Here is a 19,818-nt window from a genome sequence, read left to right as displayed (position 1 = left end):
GTAATGGAAGTCTACTCCCCCTAAGTTCAATTATTGACAGATTAGGAGTAAAAAATAGTCATTTACCTGTTCGTCTATTAAAATTGTACTCAAACAAAGTATATCTCCGGAAAATAATTCATAAAAAAGCCATAGTAGAAAAGTATTATAAAATTCTTCCTTACTATGGCCCTTAATCTAATCCTGAAAACAGTTTTAATCTATGGTCAGAGTTTCATCATCTTGCCAATCTATAGTTCCGGCAGCACCATTTTGGTCTGTCCAGCCTTTGGTCTGTCCGAGCCAGGAGTTATTGTCCAAAATATCTTTTGACAGACCCATTATATAATAATTAGATCGCCATCCGATCTTAATCCATTCATTGCTGTTGTTCTTATCAGGTTGCACATTGGGCTCCCCGTACTGGAAATTAGACTCCCAAAAATCAGCCACTTCTTTAAGTTGCTTCTGGAAATCGGCAGATTCAGGGTCTGCAAATATATTCTTACGCAGTTCCGACAACACATCTTTACTGCCTGGAGTATATCCATCTTTTACATCCACATATTTAGCTGTACGATATCTTTCGGTCAACGGAGTTACTCCCAGGAATGAACAGGTATTAGTGGTACTCAACTGCATAGCTTCTCCCCGTCCTCCATCATAAAGCATCCAACGCCAAATATCCCAATATCTTTTGCCTTCATATGCCAGTTCGACCTGACGTTCACGCAAACAGGCAGCCAACGCCGATGCCCGGTCAAACACATAAGTATCCAAACCGTAATTATTAGTGGAAGGAATCCCAACCCGCGCACGCAATTTCCCGATTGCCTGTTTACATAAATCAATCTGATTGGTTGCCGCATAACACTCGGCAAGATTCAATTGCAATTCCGCATAACGGAAATCATAGATATGCACTCCCGAAGCTTCGTAGTTGTTGGCAGAAGCAGTATTGAGTCCACTCATCTTACGTACGAATACCGGACTGGTTATATTTACTCCTTCACTATAGGCAAAGCCGCTGGTAGTTGACTCCGAAGTTCGCCAACGATAAGCCCAGACCGTATCATTGGTGACATCTTTATGTCCCCACTTCAAACCATTAAAGGCAAATGTCTGGTAGAAACGCGGATCACGGTTTTCCATAAAGCGCAAACTACCTTCGGTAACCTGATGAGCGGCATCAGGAAGTGTACCGTCAGCCATAGGGAATACATCGATCAACTCAATAGGAGCACCTTTTCCACCGCTTCCTCCTTGAGAACTCAAACGGATATTCTTCTCCCAGCGATTATTCTTGTAACCTAATGACGAGTTGCTTTCCTTAGCCAATAGTCGGACAACTAATGTTTCTCTGTTAGAATGTTCATTATCGTCATCCGCCAATATTTTACTCCAGCTTGCAGCATCCGTCACACCGTCCAATCCACTGGCAGTAATACCGGAAATAGCGTTCTGAGTAGCTTCCAGGGCTTTTTGCCAACGAAGGTTGCCCGGATCATTCCAATTCTTATTAAAGATGGGGCTGGCATAGAATAATAACACACGGCTCTTGTATGCCAATGCTCCGCCACGTGTGAGACGTCCGTAATCGTTTGTTCCCCATTCATCCGGCAGCAAAGCGGCCGCATCGGTCAAGTCTTTCACAATCTGTTCCACACATTGGGTCACAGAGGCTCTTGGCAGTCCTGCATCGGTCACCTCAGCATTCAGCACTGTTGTCACAATAGGTACGCAACCATACATACGAACCAAATCAAACAACTGCATGGCACGTAGAAAGAGGGCCTGCCCTTTTGCCTTATCTTTGGTATCCTGCGAAACCGAGGAAGCATCAATGTCACGAAGCAGGATATTGCAGTTACGTATACGCGTATAAGCATTGTTTGTAACACTTGAACCTAGTGCCTTGCCGAAATAACCGGCAAACAACGGGTCGTAACTTTTACCGCTGGATACATCTGTCTGTGTTTTTATATCATCAATGGTCGAATATTGCGTACTCGGGTCAATCCGGCTGGTAGACGTGATTCCCCACATCTCATCCGTGAATTCGTTAAAATCCTGCGCATAAGAAGTATACAATCCCAAATACTGAGACGTCGGAGATGTATAGTTTTCAAAACTAGTCTGATATAATCCGGCCAGATACCAGGTGATTTTCGTTTCAGAATTAAAATCATCATAAGCTCCGTAATTATTCATATCCAAAAATGAATCACTGCAACCGGACATAAACATACCGAGGGCTAAAGTTCCTGTATATAAAAAGTTTTTCTTTTTCATCGTTGACACAATTATTAAAATGTAACATTAACACCTAATGACCAAGTTCTTAAAGTAGGATAATCTGTAGAAGAAGCATCATACATATTACGGTAATGGTTAGGGTACGGATTGTACAAATCCCACAAATTATTACCGGTCAGATTCAGACGGACAGCCGACATTTTCAACGGAGCAATCCACTTTTTAGGAAGTGTATAGCTGACAGACAGATTACGTATGTAACAACGGAAGGTACTAATCATCCAGAAATCAGAGTTGGCGATAGCCGAACTGGAAATCAGAGATTCTGTTCCCAAGTTAGGGTATTTACCATTCGGATTGTACATTTCGTCAAACATATCTCCCCAGAAAGAATCCGGCGCCCATATCATTGTACTCTTATTACCACCCATAGAAGCACGATCTATAAAGCGTACTCCACCCCATGAAGTAGCGATATTGGCACTGATAGCAAGTCCTTTCCAGCTGGCACCCAGTCTTGTCGATACATTATAAGTCTTATTCTTTTCACATAACTTTCCATAATCCTGTTCCAATACAATCTGTCCGTTGGGACCTTGTTGAACTCCATTGACCATTTCGCCCCCTAAATCCTGGTAAGCCAGCATACCCGGACGCAAATCGTCTTTACTTGTCTTATCCAGATATTTAGTTTGTCCGCCTTCGGGAGTATATGATTCCAGATAAGACCAATACCTGTTAATATCATCCTGCGTACGCAAAATTCCGTCACCATTCGAGGTTCCTTTCCATACCTTGAATCCCCATACCGGCAGATAAGTAGACATTCCTTCCTCCCAGCTTGAGCTGGACGGATATTTGTTATAGCGCAAACCCGGCACCCACTCTTTCACTCTACTACCGTTCAGACCGAAATCCATACCGATATTATAGTTCACCTGTCCTACCTTGTCACGCCATGTCAAAGACAACTCGCCGCCATATGTATCAACACGGCCAAAATTTTCTTCAGCATACGAACCACCGGCATACACGGGAATTCCCGGTTGGCTAGCCATAAACTGATTCAAGATGTTATCATTGATATCATAGTAGAAATCGAATACCGCACTTAAACGACCATCAAAAAAACGAGTATCAAAACCAAGATTAAACTTGTCGGAAACATCCCATTTCACATTACGGTTCGGAGATGACTGTGGGATCAGACTGGTACCTGGCTTTCCGCTTTCGGCACCGAACTGCATTCCTTTCAAGTCCATCTTGTACTGTTCTTTCCATTTCCACATTTTGATGTTGTCACGTCCCGTACGTCCCCAGGATGCACGTACCTTCAAGAATTCAAACCAAGGAAGCGAGCGTTTGAACCATGATTCTTCAGACATGATCCATCCTGCAGAGATACCGGGAAAGAATCCCCAGTAATTCTCCGGAGCAAACTTAGTCGAAGCGTCCGAACGGAAAATAAACTGCAACATATAGCGGTCAGCATAAGAATATGCCACACGTCCCAAGTAAGAAAGCGAGCCCGATTCACCTTTAAGCGTCACTGTATTGTCGGAAGCCAGAGCTGACTTGCCGTCCGGCCCGACGATGGAGGGACCGCCGACTCCCAGATAAGTATCAGAAATGTCATGAGCCAGATCGGCATATTCAATATCACGAGAATCATAGAATGATTCATAACGCTCGATGGAAGCCATAGCCGAAATGCTATGTTGGCCAAACGTACGGTCATAGTTTACGTAAAAGTTCATCTGACGTCTTTCCGCCTGTTTATCTTTAAATGATAATGTACTGTTTTTATCAAAGATAGCCGTTTTAAAGGAACTGCTCGGGATGGTATAAACCAAATGCTGATCGGCAGGCATTCTGCCGCCTACATACGCCAGTTCATAAGGGAAACTAGCCTGCTCGGTTGCTTCACTTGAGTGCGAAGACGAATAAGTGGCACGGAGTGACAAACCTTTCACAAAAGGAACTTCGTAGGTCAATGAGATATCAGCATTCCAGCTGTTGCTTCTGTTCTTACTGAACGAACCACTATTATTCAACGCAAAATAATTCCAGGAAGTGACATAATCTCTATTAAAACTCGGACTACTATATGTATTCTCTATAGGTCCCAACCAATATTCCTGATCTTGCCCGTTCTCATCCGGTAAAGTCACACTCCAAGGCATATGGTTGGGCATATGATGCAAAGCACTATAGTCTGATTTTTCCGTACTTCCACTCATCCCGTACAGTTTAAAGCGAGCCCCTTTTGTATAGATCTGATCGGATTTACCCTCATTACCGGCAACCGTGGCTGATAATTTAATATCATTCGTCAAACGCACATCAACACCGGCACGGTAAGTATAACGCTTATAGCTTTGATCACCCAAATTAGCTCCCTGGTCAAAATAAGTAGCTCCGGCATAATATGTAGCACGTTCACTTCCACCGGTAACATTCAGTGTATGTGTCTGTTGGAAAGCCGATTTCCAACCTGCTTTATCCAGCCAATCATAATTCAGGTTGTCCATCTCAGCCAGTTCCATATCACTATACAGCACGTCGAGGTCATCATAACCACTCGCTTTATTGGAACCTATCGCCAAAGCATTATAGAAACGTCCATAAGCAGAACCTTTCAGCACCTTGGAATGACTAACGGCATCATTCACGGCAAATTTACCTGAATAGGAAATAACAGGTACTCCTTTTTTCCCTCTTTTGGTCTTTACAAGAATTGCACCATTGGCAGCACGAGAACCGTAAATCGCTGCGCTGGCATCACGTAACACAGTTATACTTTCTACTTCCGAAGGGTCCAGCATATTAAACTGCTCCATACTCGGCTGACCATTCGTTCCTAACTGAATGACATCATCAATAATAATCAAAGGGGTGGAATTACCACCATCCTTGGATATTCCGGTGAAAGTCCGGTTCTGACGGATATAAACCTCATTGGCATTCGTACCCGGACGGCTGGAGCCTAACTGTACATTCAAGCCATTCACCATTCCCTGCAAGGCTTCCGAAAGATTGGATACCGGAAGATCTTCCAGTTCTTCAGCAGAAATAGTCGATACGGAACCGGTAATGTTTTTCTGTTTCATACTACCGTAACCTACTACGACTACTTCATCAAGTTTCTGGTTATCTTCCTGAAGAATGACTTTCAAAGTATCGCCTTTCGGCAGGATTACTTGTTTCAGATATCCGATATAAGATATTACCACCTTTTTTCCATCCGGCACATTCAGCGAAAAGTGACCGTCAATATCAGTAATAGTACCTGTCGTAGCATCCTGTAACCGTATAGTAGCTCCGATAATCGGCTGACCACTTTCGTCCACTATCTGTCCTGTAACCTTTCGGGTCTGTGCGTTAGCTGACAGCGCAAATGCTACGAAACACAATAACACTCCTACCTTTTTAATGAATGAAGAACTTTTGAACTTCATCAATACAATGTGTTTATTCATATTATATATATTATTTAATGCGCGGTTCATCGTCTCCATTTTGAAGCACCTACGCTGGAACAACCTGTGAATAACTCGTTCAATTTAAAATTGTTAGTCCCCGGAGCAGTGAACAGAGTGGTAGTTGACATTTTAGAATCACTCAGTCCGAGGTTTCCTTTGCTTGAGGTACGATCATTAGCCTGAAAACTATTAACCGAACTGAAAGGATATACGCCGGTATAATCATCCTGTCCTCCGGACCCCAGTTCATTAAATTTCGGAAGTTTTCCATCTATTTTCATGGAACCGCCAAATACACAATTTTCAATCTTGACAGCAATACTCGGATCTACCCGGAATAAGAAGGAGTTTTCCATCGGCGCATAACAGAATGTAGTGTTTGTAATCGAAATACTCTTTCCGCTGCTACTATTCCGCAAATCTGCAATACCGCAAATATTAGTGATAGTACACTCATCAAAAGAGACATCATTGATGTAATTTCCATTTTTGCCATCAGTCGAAACTATACCCTGATTACCGATTGCGTTAATGGTACATTCTTTGAAAGCAATAGCTCCTACATTTCCTGTAGCCTTTTTTGAACGGACAATAGAACGGAAATTCTCAATATAGCAATTAGTGAAATCAATCGTGTTAATCAGAAAAACATCGGACTCCGGACAAATCACTTGTTTACCACTCAAACTGTTATCAGCAACCTCACTTAATGATTTGGAAGCCCTAAGATTGATGCGTTTAAAAGTAACCTTGTCTACAACTCCGCCTTCTACTATACGGAAAGCGTTATCAAAACTAAATGTCGGATAATCTTCCAACGTTTGCGGAGTAACAAAATGAACTGAATGTGCAAACTCAATAACAGTTTCTCCACTATTCAACACGTACGTCTTACCTGCCGGAAGCACAAAGGTTGTACCTTCTGCCAGAGAGTTCCAGTCAAGTTTATTAAAATAATCAGGATCAAATGCTTCGTTACGCAAATCTATCCGGTTTGCCGTCCCATAATCTTCATCCAGATTTTCGGTTACAGTTGTCTTTACTTCTATGCGTGCCTGATAAGTATCCGAACTCTGTTCATCACCCGAATAAAAACTAACACGATAAGAAGTCTCCGGAGTTAAATCATCTATAATTTTGGAGCCGGCCAGATATTCTTCGGAAGAAACGTTATAAACCTTTATATCTTGAAAATTAACAGTCTCCAGCCCCATCGGAACAGCAGTCAGAGCTGTAATCACAACAGTATCATTAGGCATCCACGAAATAAGAGCCTGTGTATCTATAGTACGAGCTTCTCCTAACTCTATCGACAAAGGGCGGTAAAGAACACCCGTCACCTCTGTTTCCCAATAACCGGACAGCCTTCCGTTACCTTCACATTTCACCTTAAACTTGTAGTTTTCTTCCCAGTCTAAATCTATCACACAGGAAGAACGGTCACCCGGCACGGTCTCCGTCTTATAAAGTTCTTCCCCTTTATCCACCACCTTATACACCTCAACGATATATTCGGTCGCTCCTTCTACGCTTTTCCAACTAAGATATGCCTTGTTTTGCACTATCTCCATAGCAGTAACCGGTCGTAACAATACTTTTGAGCCGGCATCATCATCGTCCGAACAGCTTGTCATCAGTCCTGAAAAACAACTTAACAGGCACCCTACTGTCATTAATTTCAATAAATTCATAGCATTCTATTTTAATATTAACACTGATTTCACTTCTTAAAGTTGTAGGAAATACTTTCACCTACCAGACTATTAAGATATACTTCCAAAGCTGTATAACCAACCTCTGTTGTCCTGTTACGGTCTTCCGGATTAGCAGGGTCCAAACCAACCTTTTTCTCCCAGGCATCATCCATGCCATCCTGATCCGCATCCGTAATGGTTCCGCTGGTTTTATACGTCAGTCCATCCAGACCTTCAGCCTCATCCGGGCTATTTATTATGCCCGGGATAGCACCACTATTGGCGTCTCCGGCTCCTGTATAAGTACAAAGTCCGCTCTTCACTTCTTTTACAATACGCGCATCTACTTTATCACGGGGAAATGCGCCGGCACCACTTTTATCAGCCAACACAGATTGATAAGCTTTCTCCGCAGATTCATATTGGTCAGATAAAGTGTATGATTCCCAGTCGAACCAATATTGTTCATAATTCTCTTTCCCTGAAGGAATAATGAAAGAAGAAGCTTTCATCTCATCGATAGAATAAGGATAATTACCATCCGTATATACACCTTCCCAATTGTCGGAAGTCAGTTGAGAATTACCCTCCATTACATTACCATGAAAGTACCACTTTGAAACGGCACGCAAAGGTGCCTTATTGGGTTCACGGGCGCTTGATTGCCGGAAGAATTTCAGTTCTTTTACCCGGGCTGTCGTAGCGGGCCCCGGTTTATAATAATTATTCACAAAGTTACATGACCATCCATGATGTTCCGGATCTTGAGACTCGTCCATACCTCCATAAGTAGCCATTTGGCTACCCCAATTATAATTCACATTATTAATATATTCCATATAAACAACGATATCCTGTCCAGGATCCTTCCCCCGTGCGCCATTCATCAATGGTGTCCGGCTATTACAATGAGCAAACAGATTATGGTGATAAGTAGATGAAGTTCCTCCCCACGCACCACCATAAGCACGTGCACCTTTTTTATTGACCGAATAATAAAGCCCCTCGCTGGAAATGCACCATTGCACTGTAGAAAAATGAGTATCAATAAAATCGGTATTCTCTTCACTAGCCCAGCTGAAGGAACAGTGGTCAATTATAAAGTTATTCGCATTTTCCACCCGCAGACAGGCAGCATTATGTTCCTTTCCACTCGCATCTTTTTCACCGACACGAAAACGCATATACCGAATAATAAAGTTCTCCGAACCACCAAAATTTATTTCATTCTTTATGATACAAACACCATCACCGGGAGCTGTTTGTCCAGCCAGCGTGAAGTTCTTAGCTTTGCAACGGATTTCCGACTTTAATTCTATTTTGCCCGAAACTGCAAAAACAACAGTAGTTGCTTCGTTTTGTGAGCATTGCTGCAATGCCCATCTAAAAGAGCCCTCTCCGTCATCGTTGGTATTGGTCACTATAACGACTTTTCCTCCACGACCTCCCGTAGCATTTTTACCGAAGCCTTCAGCTGTAGGGAAAGCCTTTAATACCTCCGGTCCTTTCGCATAGGGACCTAACTCCATATTAGTAAACCCTTTGACATCGGTACACGCCCCTAAAAATAAAAGACAAGCACAAAAAGGATATTGTACCAGGTAACGTCTGAAAAAGACTGGAGTTACCACAAACGTCGTTCTAATAAGCACAGGAAAGCGTTGATACCAGGATTTCCATTTCTTAATAAATGCACAATTTTTCATTCATTTCAATTTAAAGTTAATACATATTACTATCTAATCAATACTTATATTACATGCAAATCAATCGTTGAAAACATGGGGAAAATTGAAACAGGAATTATCTTATGTTTATTCATTAATATTCCTGGTTTATAGTTCTTATTTTTTGTTTCATATGTGCAAAAGAAGTTATATAAAACATAAAGCGAGGGGACTTTTTGAGCGTTTAGGTGCACTATTTTATCACTAAAATATCAGATACGAGATTTTGGGATTAAAATACCAAAAATTCCATATTTTACTTTACATAGTAATTTCGACTAGTCATTTTCAGTATTTGCTTGGATTAGAATAAAAGTGTCCATCAGGCGACTAGCATTCATTACTCTAAATGCTAGCCGCCTGATGGACACTCAAATTTTAGCTGATAACGAACGAAAATGAATCATCCGTTGATCAAATAGCTATTTCTTATAGTCCTAAACGTTCTTTTAATAACCTGTAACCCGAAAGGCTTACCCGAAGTTTAACCCCATTTTTCAATAATAGCTGGTACGTTTCCTTCCCAAACAATTCTACACGGGAGATTTGAGTGACATTGACAATCGTTGAGCGATGGACACGAACAAAGGTATCGGAAGGCAAATGAGTCTCAAAATACTTCATCGTCTGTTCCTTCAGATATTCCCCCGAAGGAGTAATCAGCATAACGTAGTCTCCGCATGCTTGTATGTAGATTAATTCATCCGTTTTAATCAAATGAATTTTCGAACCGTCTTTCACTGTGATACGGTCGATCTGCTCTATCTGCGGTTCTTCCGGCAGGCTAACCGGTTGATGCATTATCAATTCTTTTTCCAGTTCCTGATTCAGTGCATCTTCTTTAGCGACAATCAAACGATACCAAAGAAGAATGGCAACCCAGGTCGGAATGCCAAACAACAGACGAAAAGGGATGGTAGACGCAAAAGTGATATAGGGTATACCGGCTATCCTTGTTACAATATCGTAAACCATAAAGCTGCCGGCTATCCAGATCAGTATTCCTGCCACCAGAGTAATGACTTCCGTCTGAAAGATAGAGACTACTCCGACAACAAACCAGACCAAATAACCTAATGCCATCAACCAACCGATTGTCGCTATTCCGTCTATGACAGCAGGCACATAGTCCGCACCTGTGTATACACTCATTATCATTACCTGAGCTACCACCAGAACCAGCGCTACCACCAGTACCGGCACCCAACGATAAGGATAATCTATAATCGGATGTGTTTTCATACGTTAGTCTTTAACTTCCAGTCCGCCAAAAGAAAGCCTTCCCCGAATGACTAATACACTTTCCTTGTTAATATTCCCGTTTTGCCAGCGTTTGTCATCACAACCGCCAAAGAAAGCATTGCACTTAAATACTACTTTCCAGTCAGAAGGGACATATATTTCGATGCCTCCCCAGCTGCAATCCAAATCGATGTATGTTTCTCCCGGTGCGATATGAGTATGGCGCAGGTCAATCGTTGTTCCTCCACAAGAGGTACGGACGACTGCTCCTTTAAAAAGTTCATCAAGCACAACATGACGTGCAGCTCCAAAAGTGTTATCAGAACGCAGAAAGCCATCTTCCGATTCACTTTGCTGCTGATTGTTGGCAAAGTTCATACCCGCATGACCATAATGTCCATGTTTCATCCATTCTCTATGGTCACGAAACATACGCTGTTTATCATTCCATGGTCCTCTGTGTCCGGATTTAAAAAGAAATAAAACTCCGACTATGATCAAAGCTAAGGGCCAGACCATTGCCTGAGAATTCTCAGGCAGCCATGAAAGACCTCCTAGCAAAAAATAAACACCTATCAATACAAGGATAATTCCACCAACAAAATGACGGCGTATCATCGAATAAATTCCCATTATAATAAAAAGAGAATACCATGATACTATTATACTAAATAATTCAGCAGTAATCCAACCCATATTGCGGGCGAACAACAAAATCCCTGAAAGGATAAATAATGAAGCTACCAAAAGTTTTCCTGAAAAACCTGTAGGAGATGAGAATTTAGATTTCTGTTCCATCGTTTCTATGATTAATGATTGATGGTTCAAAGATACATCATTTCTTTGTGCTCTTACAGGCTTTTCAGATGATTTCCGGTCAGTAAACCGATGAATACCGGATAAAAATCGGTGAATGGAACAGAGTAAAGCGCAATAAATTATGCTCTAATTGAATCTAATAACAAAAAATACAATGTGAAAAACAAATATTGCACACCGACGTCTTTTCTTCCCTATACATTTGCAACCATATAATTAACACAATACGTGAGTACAACCAATATTTTAAAGAACTAATGCCATGAATAAAACTTTTTTAGGAGCTTTTCTTGCATCTGTCTTCATATCATTCACAGCCTGTTCGGAAGAAAATCTCGAACAGGACACAAATCCTCCAACAGAACAGCCGGGAGATTCTACTGATCCGGATGATTCGGGAGAGGATCAGCTGCCGGAGTATCCGACTCCCGACCGTTCGACAGTCGCAGCTTTTCCCGGTGCCGAAGGAGCCGGAAAACGAACTAGTGGTGGAGCCGGAGGAACAGTATATACAGTAACTTCTCTCAAAGATGACGGTTCAGAAGGTACTCTCCGTTGGGCGATAGAGAAGTCGGGCAAAAGAACGATTGTATTCGCTGTAGGTGGAGTCATCCCTTTAACCAAACAGTTGCAAATAAAGAATGACGATATAACCATTGCAGGTCAAACTGCTCCCCACCCCGGTATTTGCCTGAAAAATTACACTTTACGTGTCAACGCAAACAATGTCATTATCCGATTTATCCGTTCACGTATGGGGGATGAATGTAAGACGGAAGATGATTCGATGAATGGGTATCAAGATTCTTATCCCGGCAAAAGGAATATTATTATCGACCATTGCTCAATGAGCTGGAGTACGGACGAATGTACTTCATTTTATGGAAATACCGACTTTACCATGCAATGGTGTATCATCAGCGAGAGTCTGACAAATTCTCTTCATAACAAAGGAGGACATGGATATGGTGGAATATGGGGAGGCAGCCCTGCAACCTTCCACCATAATCTGCTGGCTCACCATAGTAACCGCACGCCCCGCCTCTGCGGAAGTCGCTACTCCAACAGAGAGGATATGGAAAAAGTCGATTTATGCAATAATGTAATCTATAATTGGACTGGCGAAGGGGCCTATGCGGGAGAGGGAGGTTCTTATAATATCATGAATAACTATTATAAACCGGGACCTGTTAATGCCATAGCGAAAGTACATTGCCGTATTTTCACCGCTTATCTGGATGATGGCAAGAATCAACAGGCAAAAGGAGTATATGGAAAATTCTATGTAAACGGGAATTATTTCGAAACACATGAGAAGTTATCTAATTCACAAAAGACAGAATTGACCAATGCAAATGCAGATAATACCTCCTCAACCGCTTTTTGCGTAAAAAACAACGAAGTTTCAACAAAAGATTTGCTTGTATCTTCACGTTTTCCTATCTTAGATGATTATTCGTTCGTTCAGTCTGCACAAGATGCCTATCAGTCTGTATTACTATACGCTGGTGTTTCCAACCTGCGTGACCATATCGATGAACGTATTGTAAAAGAAACCCAGGAAGGCACTTTCACATACACAGGCTCAAACGGAGGAACGAACGGACTGATCGATACACAAGCTGATGTGGAAGGATGGAGTGAATACGCATCCACTACCACCGCACAGCAGGATAGTGACAAAGACGGGATACCGGACGAATGGGAAACAGCCAACGGACTGAATCCCAACGACAGTAGTGACGGAAACAAATATAACTTAAGCAAGGAATATACCAACCTTGAAGTCTATCTGAATAGTTTGGTAAATTCCTTATACCCAACCAATAACTAAGTAGCTATGAACAAAAAAATCCTGATAGGGCTATGTGCCTTATTTATGCTCCCTTCTATTCAAGGGAATACAAATACTAACAATTCGTACAAAGAGAATATTACTCCCGACCGTTCAAAAGTTCCAGCCTTCCCGGGTGCCGACGGTGCAGGGAAATATACAACAGGAGGTGCCGGTGGAACAGTATACACTGTAACTTCACTGGCAGATGACGGTTCGGAAGGAACTTTCCGCTGGGCTATCAACAAAAAAGGCCCCCGTACAATCGTTTTCGCAGTCAGCGGCATCATTGAATTGCAGAAGCCTTTAAAACTCAGCAATGGAGATGTGACAATCGCAGGTCAAACAGCTCCCGGAGATGGCATCTGTCTGAAGAACTACACCTTTTCCATTCAAGCAGACAATGTGATTGTCCGCTTTATCCGTTCACGTATGGGAGCGGACATCAAGCAAAAAGGTGACGATGCAATGAACAGTACCAAAGGAAACAGTAACATAATCATAGACCATTGCTCTCTGAGCTGGTGTACGGATGAATGTGCCACTTTCTATGATAACAGTCAATTCACCCTTCAATGGTGTATCATCAGCGAAAGCCTCGCCAACTCTATTCATGAGAAAGGAGCACATGGCTATGGTGGCATCTGGGGTGGACAAAAAGCATCCTTCCATCATAATCTGCTGGCACATCACACCAATCGTACTCCACGACTCTGCGGCAGCCGTTATACCGGCAAACCGGAAGAAGAAAAGGTGGAATTATTCAATAATGTAATCTACAATTATGGTAGTGACGGGGCTTATGCCGGTGAAGGCGGTTCGTACAACTTTCTCAATAATTACTATAAGCCGGGGCCCTATAGTGCTACCAAAGGTTCATACCGACGCCTGTTCACCGCTTATGCAGACGACGGCAAAAATCAAAATGAGGCAGGGGTACATGGAATCTTCCACTTCAAAGGAAACTTTATGGACGCCACCTGTCCCAGCCTGACTGACAAGCAGAAAGAAGCTCTTTATAAAGTCAATATGGATAATACATTTGGTCTGATCGTCAAGAACGACTTCGCACCGGAAAAGAATTTATTATCCAAAAAAGCATTTGATATAGCAGAGCATACTTCATTGCAACCGGCAAAGAAAGCCTATAAAGATGTACTGCAATTTGCCGGAGCTTCTCACCGCCGCGATGCCGTAGACCAACGAATCGTAGAAGAAACCCGCAAAGGGAATTACACTTATGAAGGGTCTCATGGAAGCACCAACGGAATGGTTGACCAACCGATAGATGTAGGAGGCTGGCCCGAATATAAATCCGAACCGACCCCAACCGACTCCGACGGAGATGGCATACCGGACGAATGGGAGAAAAAGTACAATCTGAATCCGAATGATCCAAGCGACGGCGCACAATATGGTTTGAGTAAAGAATACACCAATCTGGAGGTATATCTGAATGAACTGGTGAATCATCTGTATCCTGCGGATTCTAAAAAATAAAACTAAAAGCCCGAATAAACAGTTATAAAAGATTAAGACGAGAGTACATTTCCCCATAAACGCTCGTCTTTATTTATTTTATGCCGGAAAAACAAAAAATACTATCGTAAAAACAAATATTACACATCCCACAAGCCCCAAAAACATAATTTTGCACCAGTGAGAACTCTAAGAGTGGACACACTCGAATATTAATAATCTAATATAAAAGAACAAAAGATGCCTAAAGGAATGAAAAACATGCGCACTTTGCTGCTAATGATTTTCGCAGCATTATCGCTCAGCGTATCAGCGCAGACTATTACCTTAAATGGTAATGTGAAAGACACAACCGGAGAACCGATTATCGGTGCTTCCATTGTAGAAAAAGGGAATACTACCAATGGTACAATCACAAATTTTGATGGTAATTTCTCTCTAAAGGTTCCTGCCAACGCCACTGTAGTTATTTCATATATTGGTATGAAAACGCAGGAAATCGCAATCAAAGGAAAAAGCAAGATTGATGTTACACTATCAGATGATGCAAAAGCGTTGGATGAAGTTGTAGTTATCGGTTATGGTACTGCCAAGCGTAAAGACATAACAGGATCAGTAGCATCCGTTAATTCAGAAACTTTAGCAGCCATTCCTGTAGCGTCTGCGACTGAAGCATTGCAAGGAAAAATGGCAGGTGTACAAATTACAACTACAGAGGGCTCTCCTGACGCACAAATGAGTATTCGCGTACGTGGAGGTGGTTCAATCACACAAAGTAACGAACCTCTCTTTATTGTAGACGGATTTCCAGTGGAAAGTATCTCAGATATTCCACCTACAGATATTGAATCAATCGATGTATTGAAAGACGCTTCTTCAACTGCTATCTACGGTGCACGTGGTGCTAATGGTGTAATTATTGTTACTACCAAGAGTGGTAAAGAAGGCAAAGTCAGTGTTAGCTACAATGCTTATTATGCGTGGAAAAAAGTGGCAAAAACATTAGATGTACTTTCCGCAAGCGATTATACCAAATGGCAGTATGAACTGGCTCAACTTACAAATAAGAATGATGATTATATCAAGTATTTTGGTAATTATCAAGACCTTGACATGTATGACAACGTAGCTACCAATGACTGGCAGGATTTAACTTTCGGACGTACCGGACATTCATTTAATCACAATCTAAGCATCAATGGTGGTAGCGATAAGTTCAAATATTCGTTCAGCTACTCTCATATTGATGATAAAGCTATCATGCAAATGTCTGACTATGCACGTGATAACCTCAATTTAAAATTGAATCACAAGCCTCTGAAGAACGTTTCTTTAGATTTTTCAGCACGCTTTTCCAAAACCAAAATCAATGGTGGAGGTTCCAACGATGCCAACAGTTCATTGAACACGGACAAACGCCTGAAATATTCTTTGTTGTATACTCCATATCCTGTACCTGGTATCTCTGATGCACTCAATGCAGACGAAGAAGATGCCAATTCTCTATTGATTAATCCGTTAATCTCCCTAAGAGATAATGACACCCGCAAAGAACGTATCAACTATAACCTTGCCGGCTCTATCACTTGGGAAATAATCAAAGATTTAAAACTAAAAGCAGAAGTTGGTTATGACGATTATCGAAATAATGCAGACCGCTATTATGGTGTGACTACTTACTATGTAAGAAATAACGTAGACGATGAAGATAAGAGTAAACCTGCTATTTCTTTTACTCGTGGTACAAGAACTGCCTTCCGCAGTACAAACACCTTAAGTTATGACTTCAAGAAGTTCTTTAAGAATAACAAAAACCATTTAAACCTATTGGCTGGTCAAGAATATATTGTTACCAGAGAGAGAGAATTAAGAAACGTTGTACATGGCTTCCCGACTGAATATACGGCAGACGACTGCATCAACTATTCCACAAAAGGAAACCCATATGAAGTGACCAATTATGGTTATCCGGATGATGTGTTGTTCTCATTCTTCGGACGTGCAAACTATGACTTTGACAGCAAATACTTGTTTAGCGCCACTTTCCGTGCCGATGGTTCTTCGAAGTTTGCCAAAGGTAACCAATGGGGATTCTTCCCTTCTGCCGCTGTCGCATGGCGTATATCTTCTGAATCATTCATGGAGAATACCAAAAATTGGTTGGATGACCTGAAGCTCCGCTTTAGCTATGGTACAGCCGGAAACAATAATATTCCTTCGGGACAGATCTCTCAATTATATGAGTTAAATAAAACTCCATGGATCAATGGTGTCAATTCCTACATTGCTCCAAGCAAATATATGGCAAACAGCGATCTCACCTGGGAAACAACCATTACAAGAAATGTCGGTTTGGATTTCACTACTTTAGGAGGCAGATTAAGCGGAACAATTGAAGGCTACTGGAATAATACAAAAGACCTGTTAATTATGTTCCCGACATCCGGAACTGGTTATAACTACCAATACCGTAACATGGGCGAGACTGAAAACAAAGGTCTTGAAGCCAGCGTCAACTGGGTAGCCGTTGATAAAAAGAATTTTGGTCTGAGCATTGGAGCCAATATCAGTTTTAATAAAAATAAGATCAAATCTCTCGGTTCTTTACAGAAGCTTACTAACGAACAAGCACAATCTTATTGGGCTTCTACAGAAATAGGTCAGGATTTCTTGCCGGAAGTAGGTGGTTCTGTTGGAAAAATGTATGGTTATGTAAGTGCCGGACGTTATGAGGTTTCCGATTTTGAGAGTTATGATGCAACAACCGATACCTGGACTCTGAAGAAAGACGTCAACAAATCTTCTGCCGTAGGAACTGCGCGCCCAGGTATGATGAAACTAAAAGATTTGGATAATAGTGGAGATGCGAATGGTGAAAAGGATAAAACGATCATTGGCGATGCCAATCCCCTGCATACAGGTGGATTCAACATCAATGCCCGCCTATATGGTTTCGACCTGGCAGCCAACTTTACATGGAGCTATGGTAACGACATCTATAACGCTAATAAGATCGAAACAACTTCTACTTCCAAGTACTTATACAGAAACATGACTTCTGAAATGTCCGCTGCAAAACGTTGGACTAATATTGACGGAAACGGCAATTTGGTAACAGACATGAACCAATTGGCGCAAATGAACGAGAACACCACGATGTGGTCACCTTATATGAGCAAATTCGTATTCTCGGATTGGGCTGTTGAAGACGGTTCATACCTTCGTCTGAGCACTTTGACATTGGGATATACTCTGCCTGCTCATCTAACCAAGAAAGTTGGAATCAATAACCTTCGTTTCTATGTAACGGGATACAATCTGTTCTGTATCACGGGATATAGCGGTTACGATCCGGAAGTTTCTACTTGCCGCAGAAATGGCAGCCAACTGACTCCGGGTGTAGACTATTCAGCATATCCTAAGAGCCGTCAGTTTGTAATCGGTTTGAACCTTAATTTTTAATCAGTAAAACTAGTAAGTAATGAAAAAAATATTATATACAGCATTAGCAGCATCACTATTTGCTTTTTCTTCTTGTGATGACATATTAGATACTTCCAAAAAGTCATCTATGGAAAAGACAGAAGTTTTTTCTAACGAGGCTTTGGTCAATGATGTAGTGATGGGACTGCACCAGTCATTCGGTGAAACAAACTCTTATCGTGGACGTTATATTGCCTACTTCGGAGTCAACAGCGACTGTGAAATCTGGAATAATACGGGGAAGAAAGGAGCTTTCACTGATAAAGAAGGAGCCTTGGTAACATACAATGCCACTACCGATAATCAATACATGAATACGGACAACAACGTTTGGGCCAAACTTTATGAAGCCATAGAACGTGCAAACAGCGCTATAACCGGTATGGACGAGTACAGCGATATGAGTAGCGCCAATATGCGCCAGTTTTACGGTGAACTATTGACCTTAAGAGCTTTTATCTATTTCGATCTGATTAAAGCGTTCGGTGATGTCCCTGCCCGTTTTGAGCCCAACACCACAGAAACAATCGACTTGCCTAAGACCGACCGTATGGTTATCATGAGAAGACTGTTGAACGACTTACTTATAGCACAAGACTACGTAGGCTGGCCTAACGAAAACAGCTTTACTAAATCAACAGAACGAGTAAGCCAAACCTTCACCAAAGGATTACGTGCGAGAATTGCATTATTTGCGGCAGGTTACTCACAACATCCGGATGGGATCCGTTACAATACAGAAGATGCAACAGAAAGACAGGAACTATATACAATTGCAAAAAATGAATGTCTGGACATCATCAGCAAAGGCTATAACACATTAGGCACATTTGAAGCTAACTTTAAAGCACTATGTGCTGAAGGAACAATTGCAGGAGCAGAATCTATTTTCGAGATTCCATTTTCGGCATCCCGTGGACGTGTCATCTACACTTGGGGAGTGAAACACGAAAAGAAAGACCAATGGACAAAACTTGCCAAAGGAGGCATAAACGGCCCTATTCCGACTTTGTTTTATGATTATGATGTAGAAGATGTTCGTCGTGATATCACTTGTGTACCTTTTAAATGGACAAGTGACAACGATGGAGACATTGCCTGGAAAGCACCCAATAAATGCTGGGGTGGATGGAGTTTTGGTAAAGTTCGTTTCGAGTGGATGAACCGTGTAGTTGACTCTTCAAATGATGATGGCATGAACTGGCAAGTAATGCGTATGGCTGATATTTATTTAATGGCAGCAGAAGCTATCAATGAACTGGAAGGTCCTAAAGGATCGTCTGATGCAGGAAAATATTTGAAAGCAATCCTCGACCGTTCATACCCGGCCGAAAAAGCAAGTGCTATATTAACGAAGGCAAAAGCCAGTCAGGATGCATTCTTTAACGTAATTGTAGACGAGCGTAAATTTGAATTTGCAGGAGAAGCAATACGCAAAGTCGACCTGATCCGTTGGAATCTTCTAGGAAGTAAAATGAATGAAGCCAAAGAGAAAATGACACGATTATATAACCGTGAAGGTGAATACGCTGATCTTCCTTTGAAAATCTATTATAATGAGGGCTTGGATGGAACAGATGCAACTTCCTACAAAATGTATGGATTAAACCATGGAGATACAGATGAAATAGGACAAACATTAGGCTACTCTAAAAGTAAGGAATGGATTGTACCGAAAGAATCTGCAGACCAGGCTGCTGCTTTGCTGCTTATTGACCAATTGTATGATAACAATCCCGATACCAAGCAATTCTGGCCTATCTGGAAAGTATTTATAGACGGAAGTAACGGTGTGCTAACAAACGATTATGACTATTAATGAT

The 19,818-nt window shown here is 41.7% G+C and carries 10 protein-coding genes; 4 read left to right on the top strand and 6 right to left on the bottom strand.

The genetic code is table 11. The features are described 5' to 3' along the window. Nucleotides 1–195: 195 nt before the first annotated feature. The 6 genes from HMPREF9007_RS16360 to HMPREF9007_RS16385 all read right to left on the bottom strand — a co-directional run bounded on the left by HMPREF9007_RS16360 (nucleotide 196) and on the right by HMPREF9007_RS16385 (nucleotide 11,178). On the bottom strand, nucleotides 196–2,271 hold the full coding sequence (locus HMPREF9007_RS16360) for a RagB/SusD family nutrient uptake outer membrane protein (protein ID WP_008761004.1): 2,076 nt from the start codon (nucleotides 2,269–2,271) through the stop codon (nucleotides 196–198). A 14-nt stretch (nucleotides 2,272–2,285) separates the two neighbouring features. Then, the gene (locus HMPREF9007_RS16365) at nucleotides 2,286–5,714 is read right to left on the bottom strand and encodes a TonB-dependent receptor (RefSeq protein WP_008761003.1); all 3,429 of its coding nucleotides are present in this window, start codon (nucleotides 5,712–5,714) and stop codon (nucleotides 2,286–2,288) included. Nucleotides 5,715–5,740: 26 nt separating this feature from the next. Continuing rightward, nucleotides 5,741–7,408: a fibronectin type III domain-containing protein gene (locus HMPREF9007_RS16370; RefSeq protein WP_008761002.1), complete on the bottom strand. Its 1,668-nt coding sequence runs from the start codon at nucleotides 7,406–7,408 to the stop codon at nucleotides 5,741–5,743. Between the two features lie 29 nt (nucleotides 7,409–7,437). Then, entirely contained in the window at nucleotides 7,438–8,940 is a 1,503-nt protein-coding gene (locus tag HMPREF9007_RS16375; protein WP_008761001.1) for a pectate lyase, read from the bottom strand. A gap of 627 nt (nucleotides 8,941–9,567) precedes the next feature. After that, complete coding sequence (locus HMPREF9007_RS16380) at nucleotides 9,568–10,380, bottom strand: LytTR family DNA-binding domain-containing protein (RefSeq protein ID WP_008761000.1); 813 nt, start codon at nucleotides 10,378–10,380, stop codon at nucleotides 9,568–9,570. A gap of 3 nt (nucleotides 10,381–10,383) precedes the next feature. Next, nucleotides 10,384–11,178: a LiaF domain-containing protein gene (locus HMPREF9007_RS16385; protein ID WP_008760999.1), complete on the bottom strand. Its 795-nt coding sequence runs from the start codon at nucleotides 11,176–11,178 to the stop codon at nucleotides 10,384–10,386. Nucleotides 11,179–11,461: 283 nt separating this feature from the next. On the opposite strand from HMPREF9007_RS16385, the gene HMPREF9007_RS16390 reads away from it, so the two are divergent. From HMPREF9007_RS16390 to HMPREF9007_RS16405, 4 genes are all read left to right on the top strand, one after another. After that, on the top strand, nucleotides 11,462–13,033 hold the full coding sequence (locus HMPREF9007_RS16390; RefSeq protein ID WP_008760998.1) for a pectate lyase: 1,572 nt from the start codon (nucleotides 11,462–11,464) through the stop codon (nucleotides 13,031–13,033). Between the two features lie 6 nt (nucleotides 13,034–13,039). Beyond that, nucleotides 13,040–14,533 carry a pectate lyase gene (locus HMPREF9007_RS16395; protein ID WP_008760997.1) on the top strand — a complete coding sequence of 498 codons (1,494 nt, stop codon included), beginning with the start codon at nucleotides 13,040–13,042 and terminating at the stop codon, nucleotides 14,531–14,533. Nucleotides 14,534–14,752: 219 nt separating this feature from the next. After that, a complete protein-coding gene (locus HMPREF9007_RS16400; RefSeq protein ID WP_008760996.1) occupies nucleotides 14,753–17,974 on the top strand; it encodes a TonB-dependent receptor in 3,222 nt (1,073 codons plus the stop codon). A gap of 19 nt (nucleotides 17,975–17,993) precedes the next feature. Then, nucleotides 17,994–19,814, top strand: a complete 1,821-nt coding sequence (locus HMPREF9007_RS16405) for a RagB/SusD family nutrient uptake outer membrane protein (protein WP_008760995.1) — start codon at nucleotides 17,994–17,996, stop codon at nucleotides 19,812–19,814. The last annotated feature ends 4 nt before the right edge of the window (nucleotides 19,815–19,818 follow it).

The organism is Bacteroides sp. 1_1_14 (assembly GCF_000162515.1).
Classification (GTDB): Bacteria; Bacteroidota; Bacteroidia; order Bacteroidales; family Bacteroidaceae; genus Bacteroides; species Bacteroides thetaiotaomicron.
Note: the sequence above shows the minus strand (reverse complement) of the source record. Positions and strands in the feature narration are given on the sequence as shown.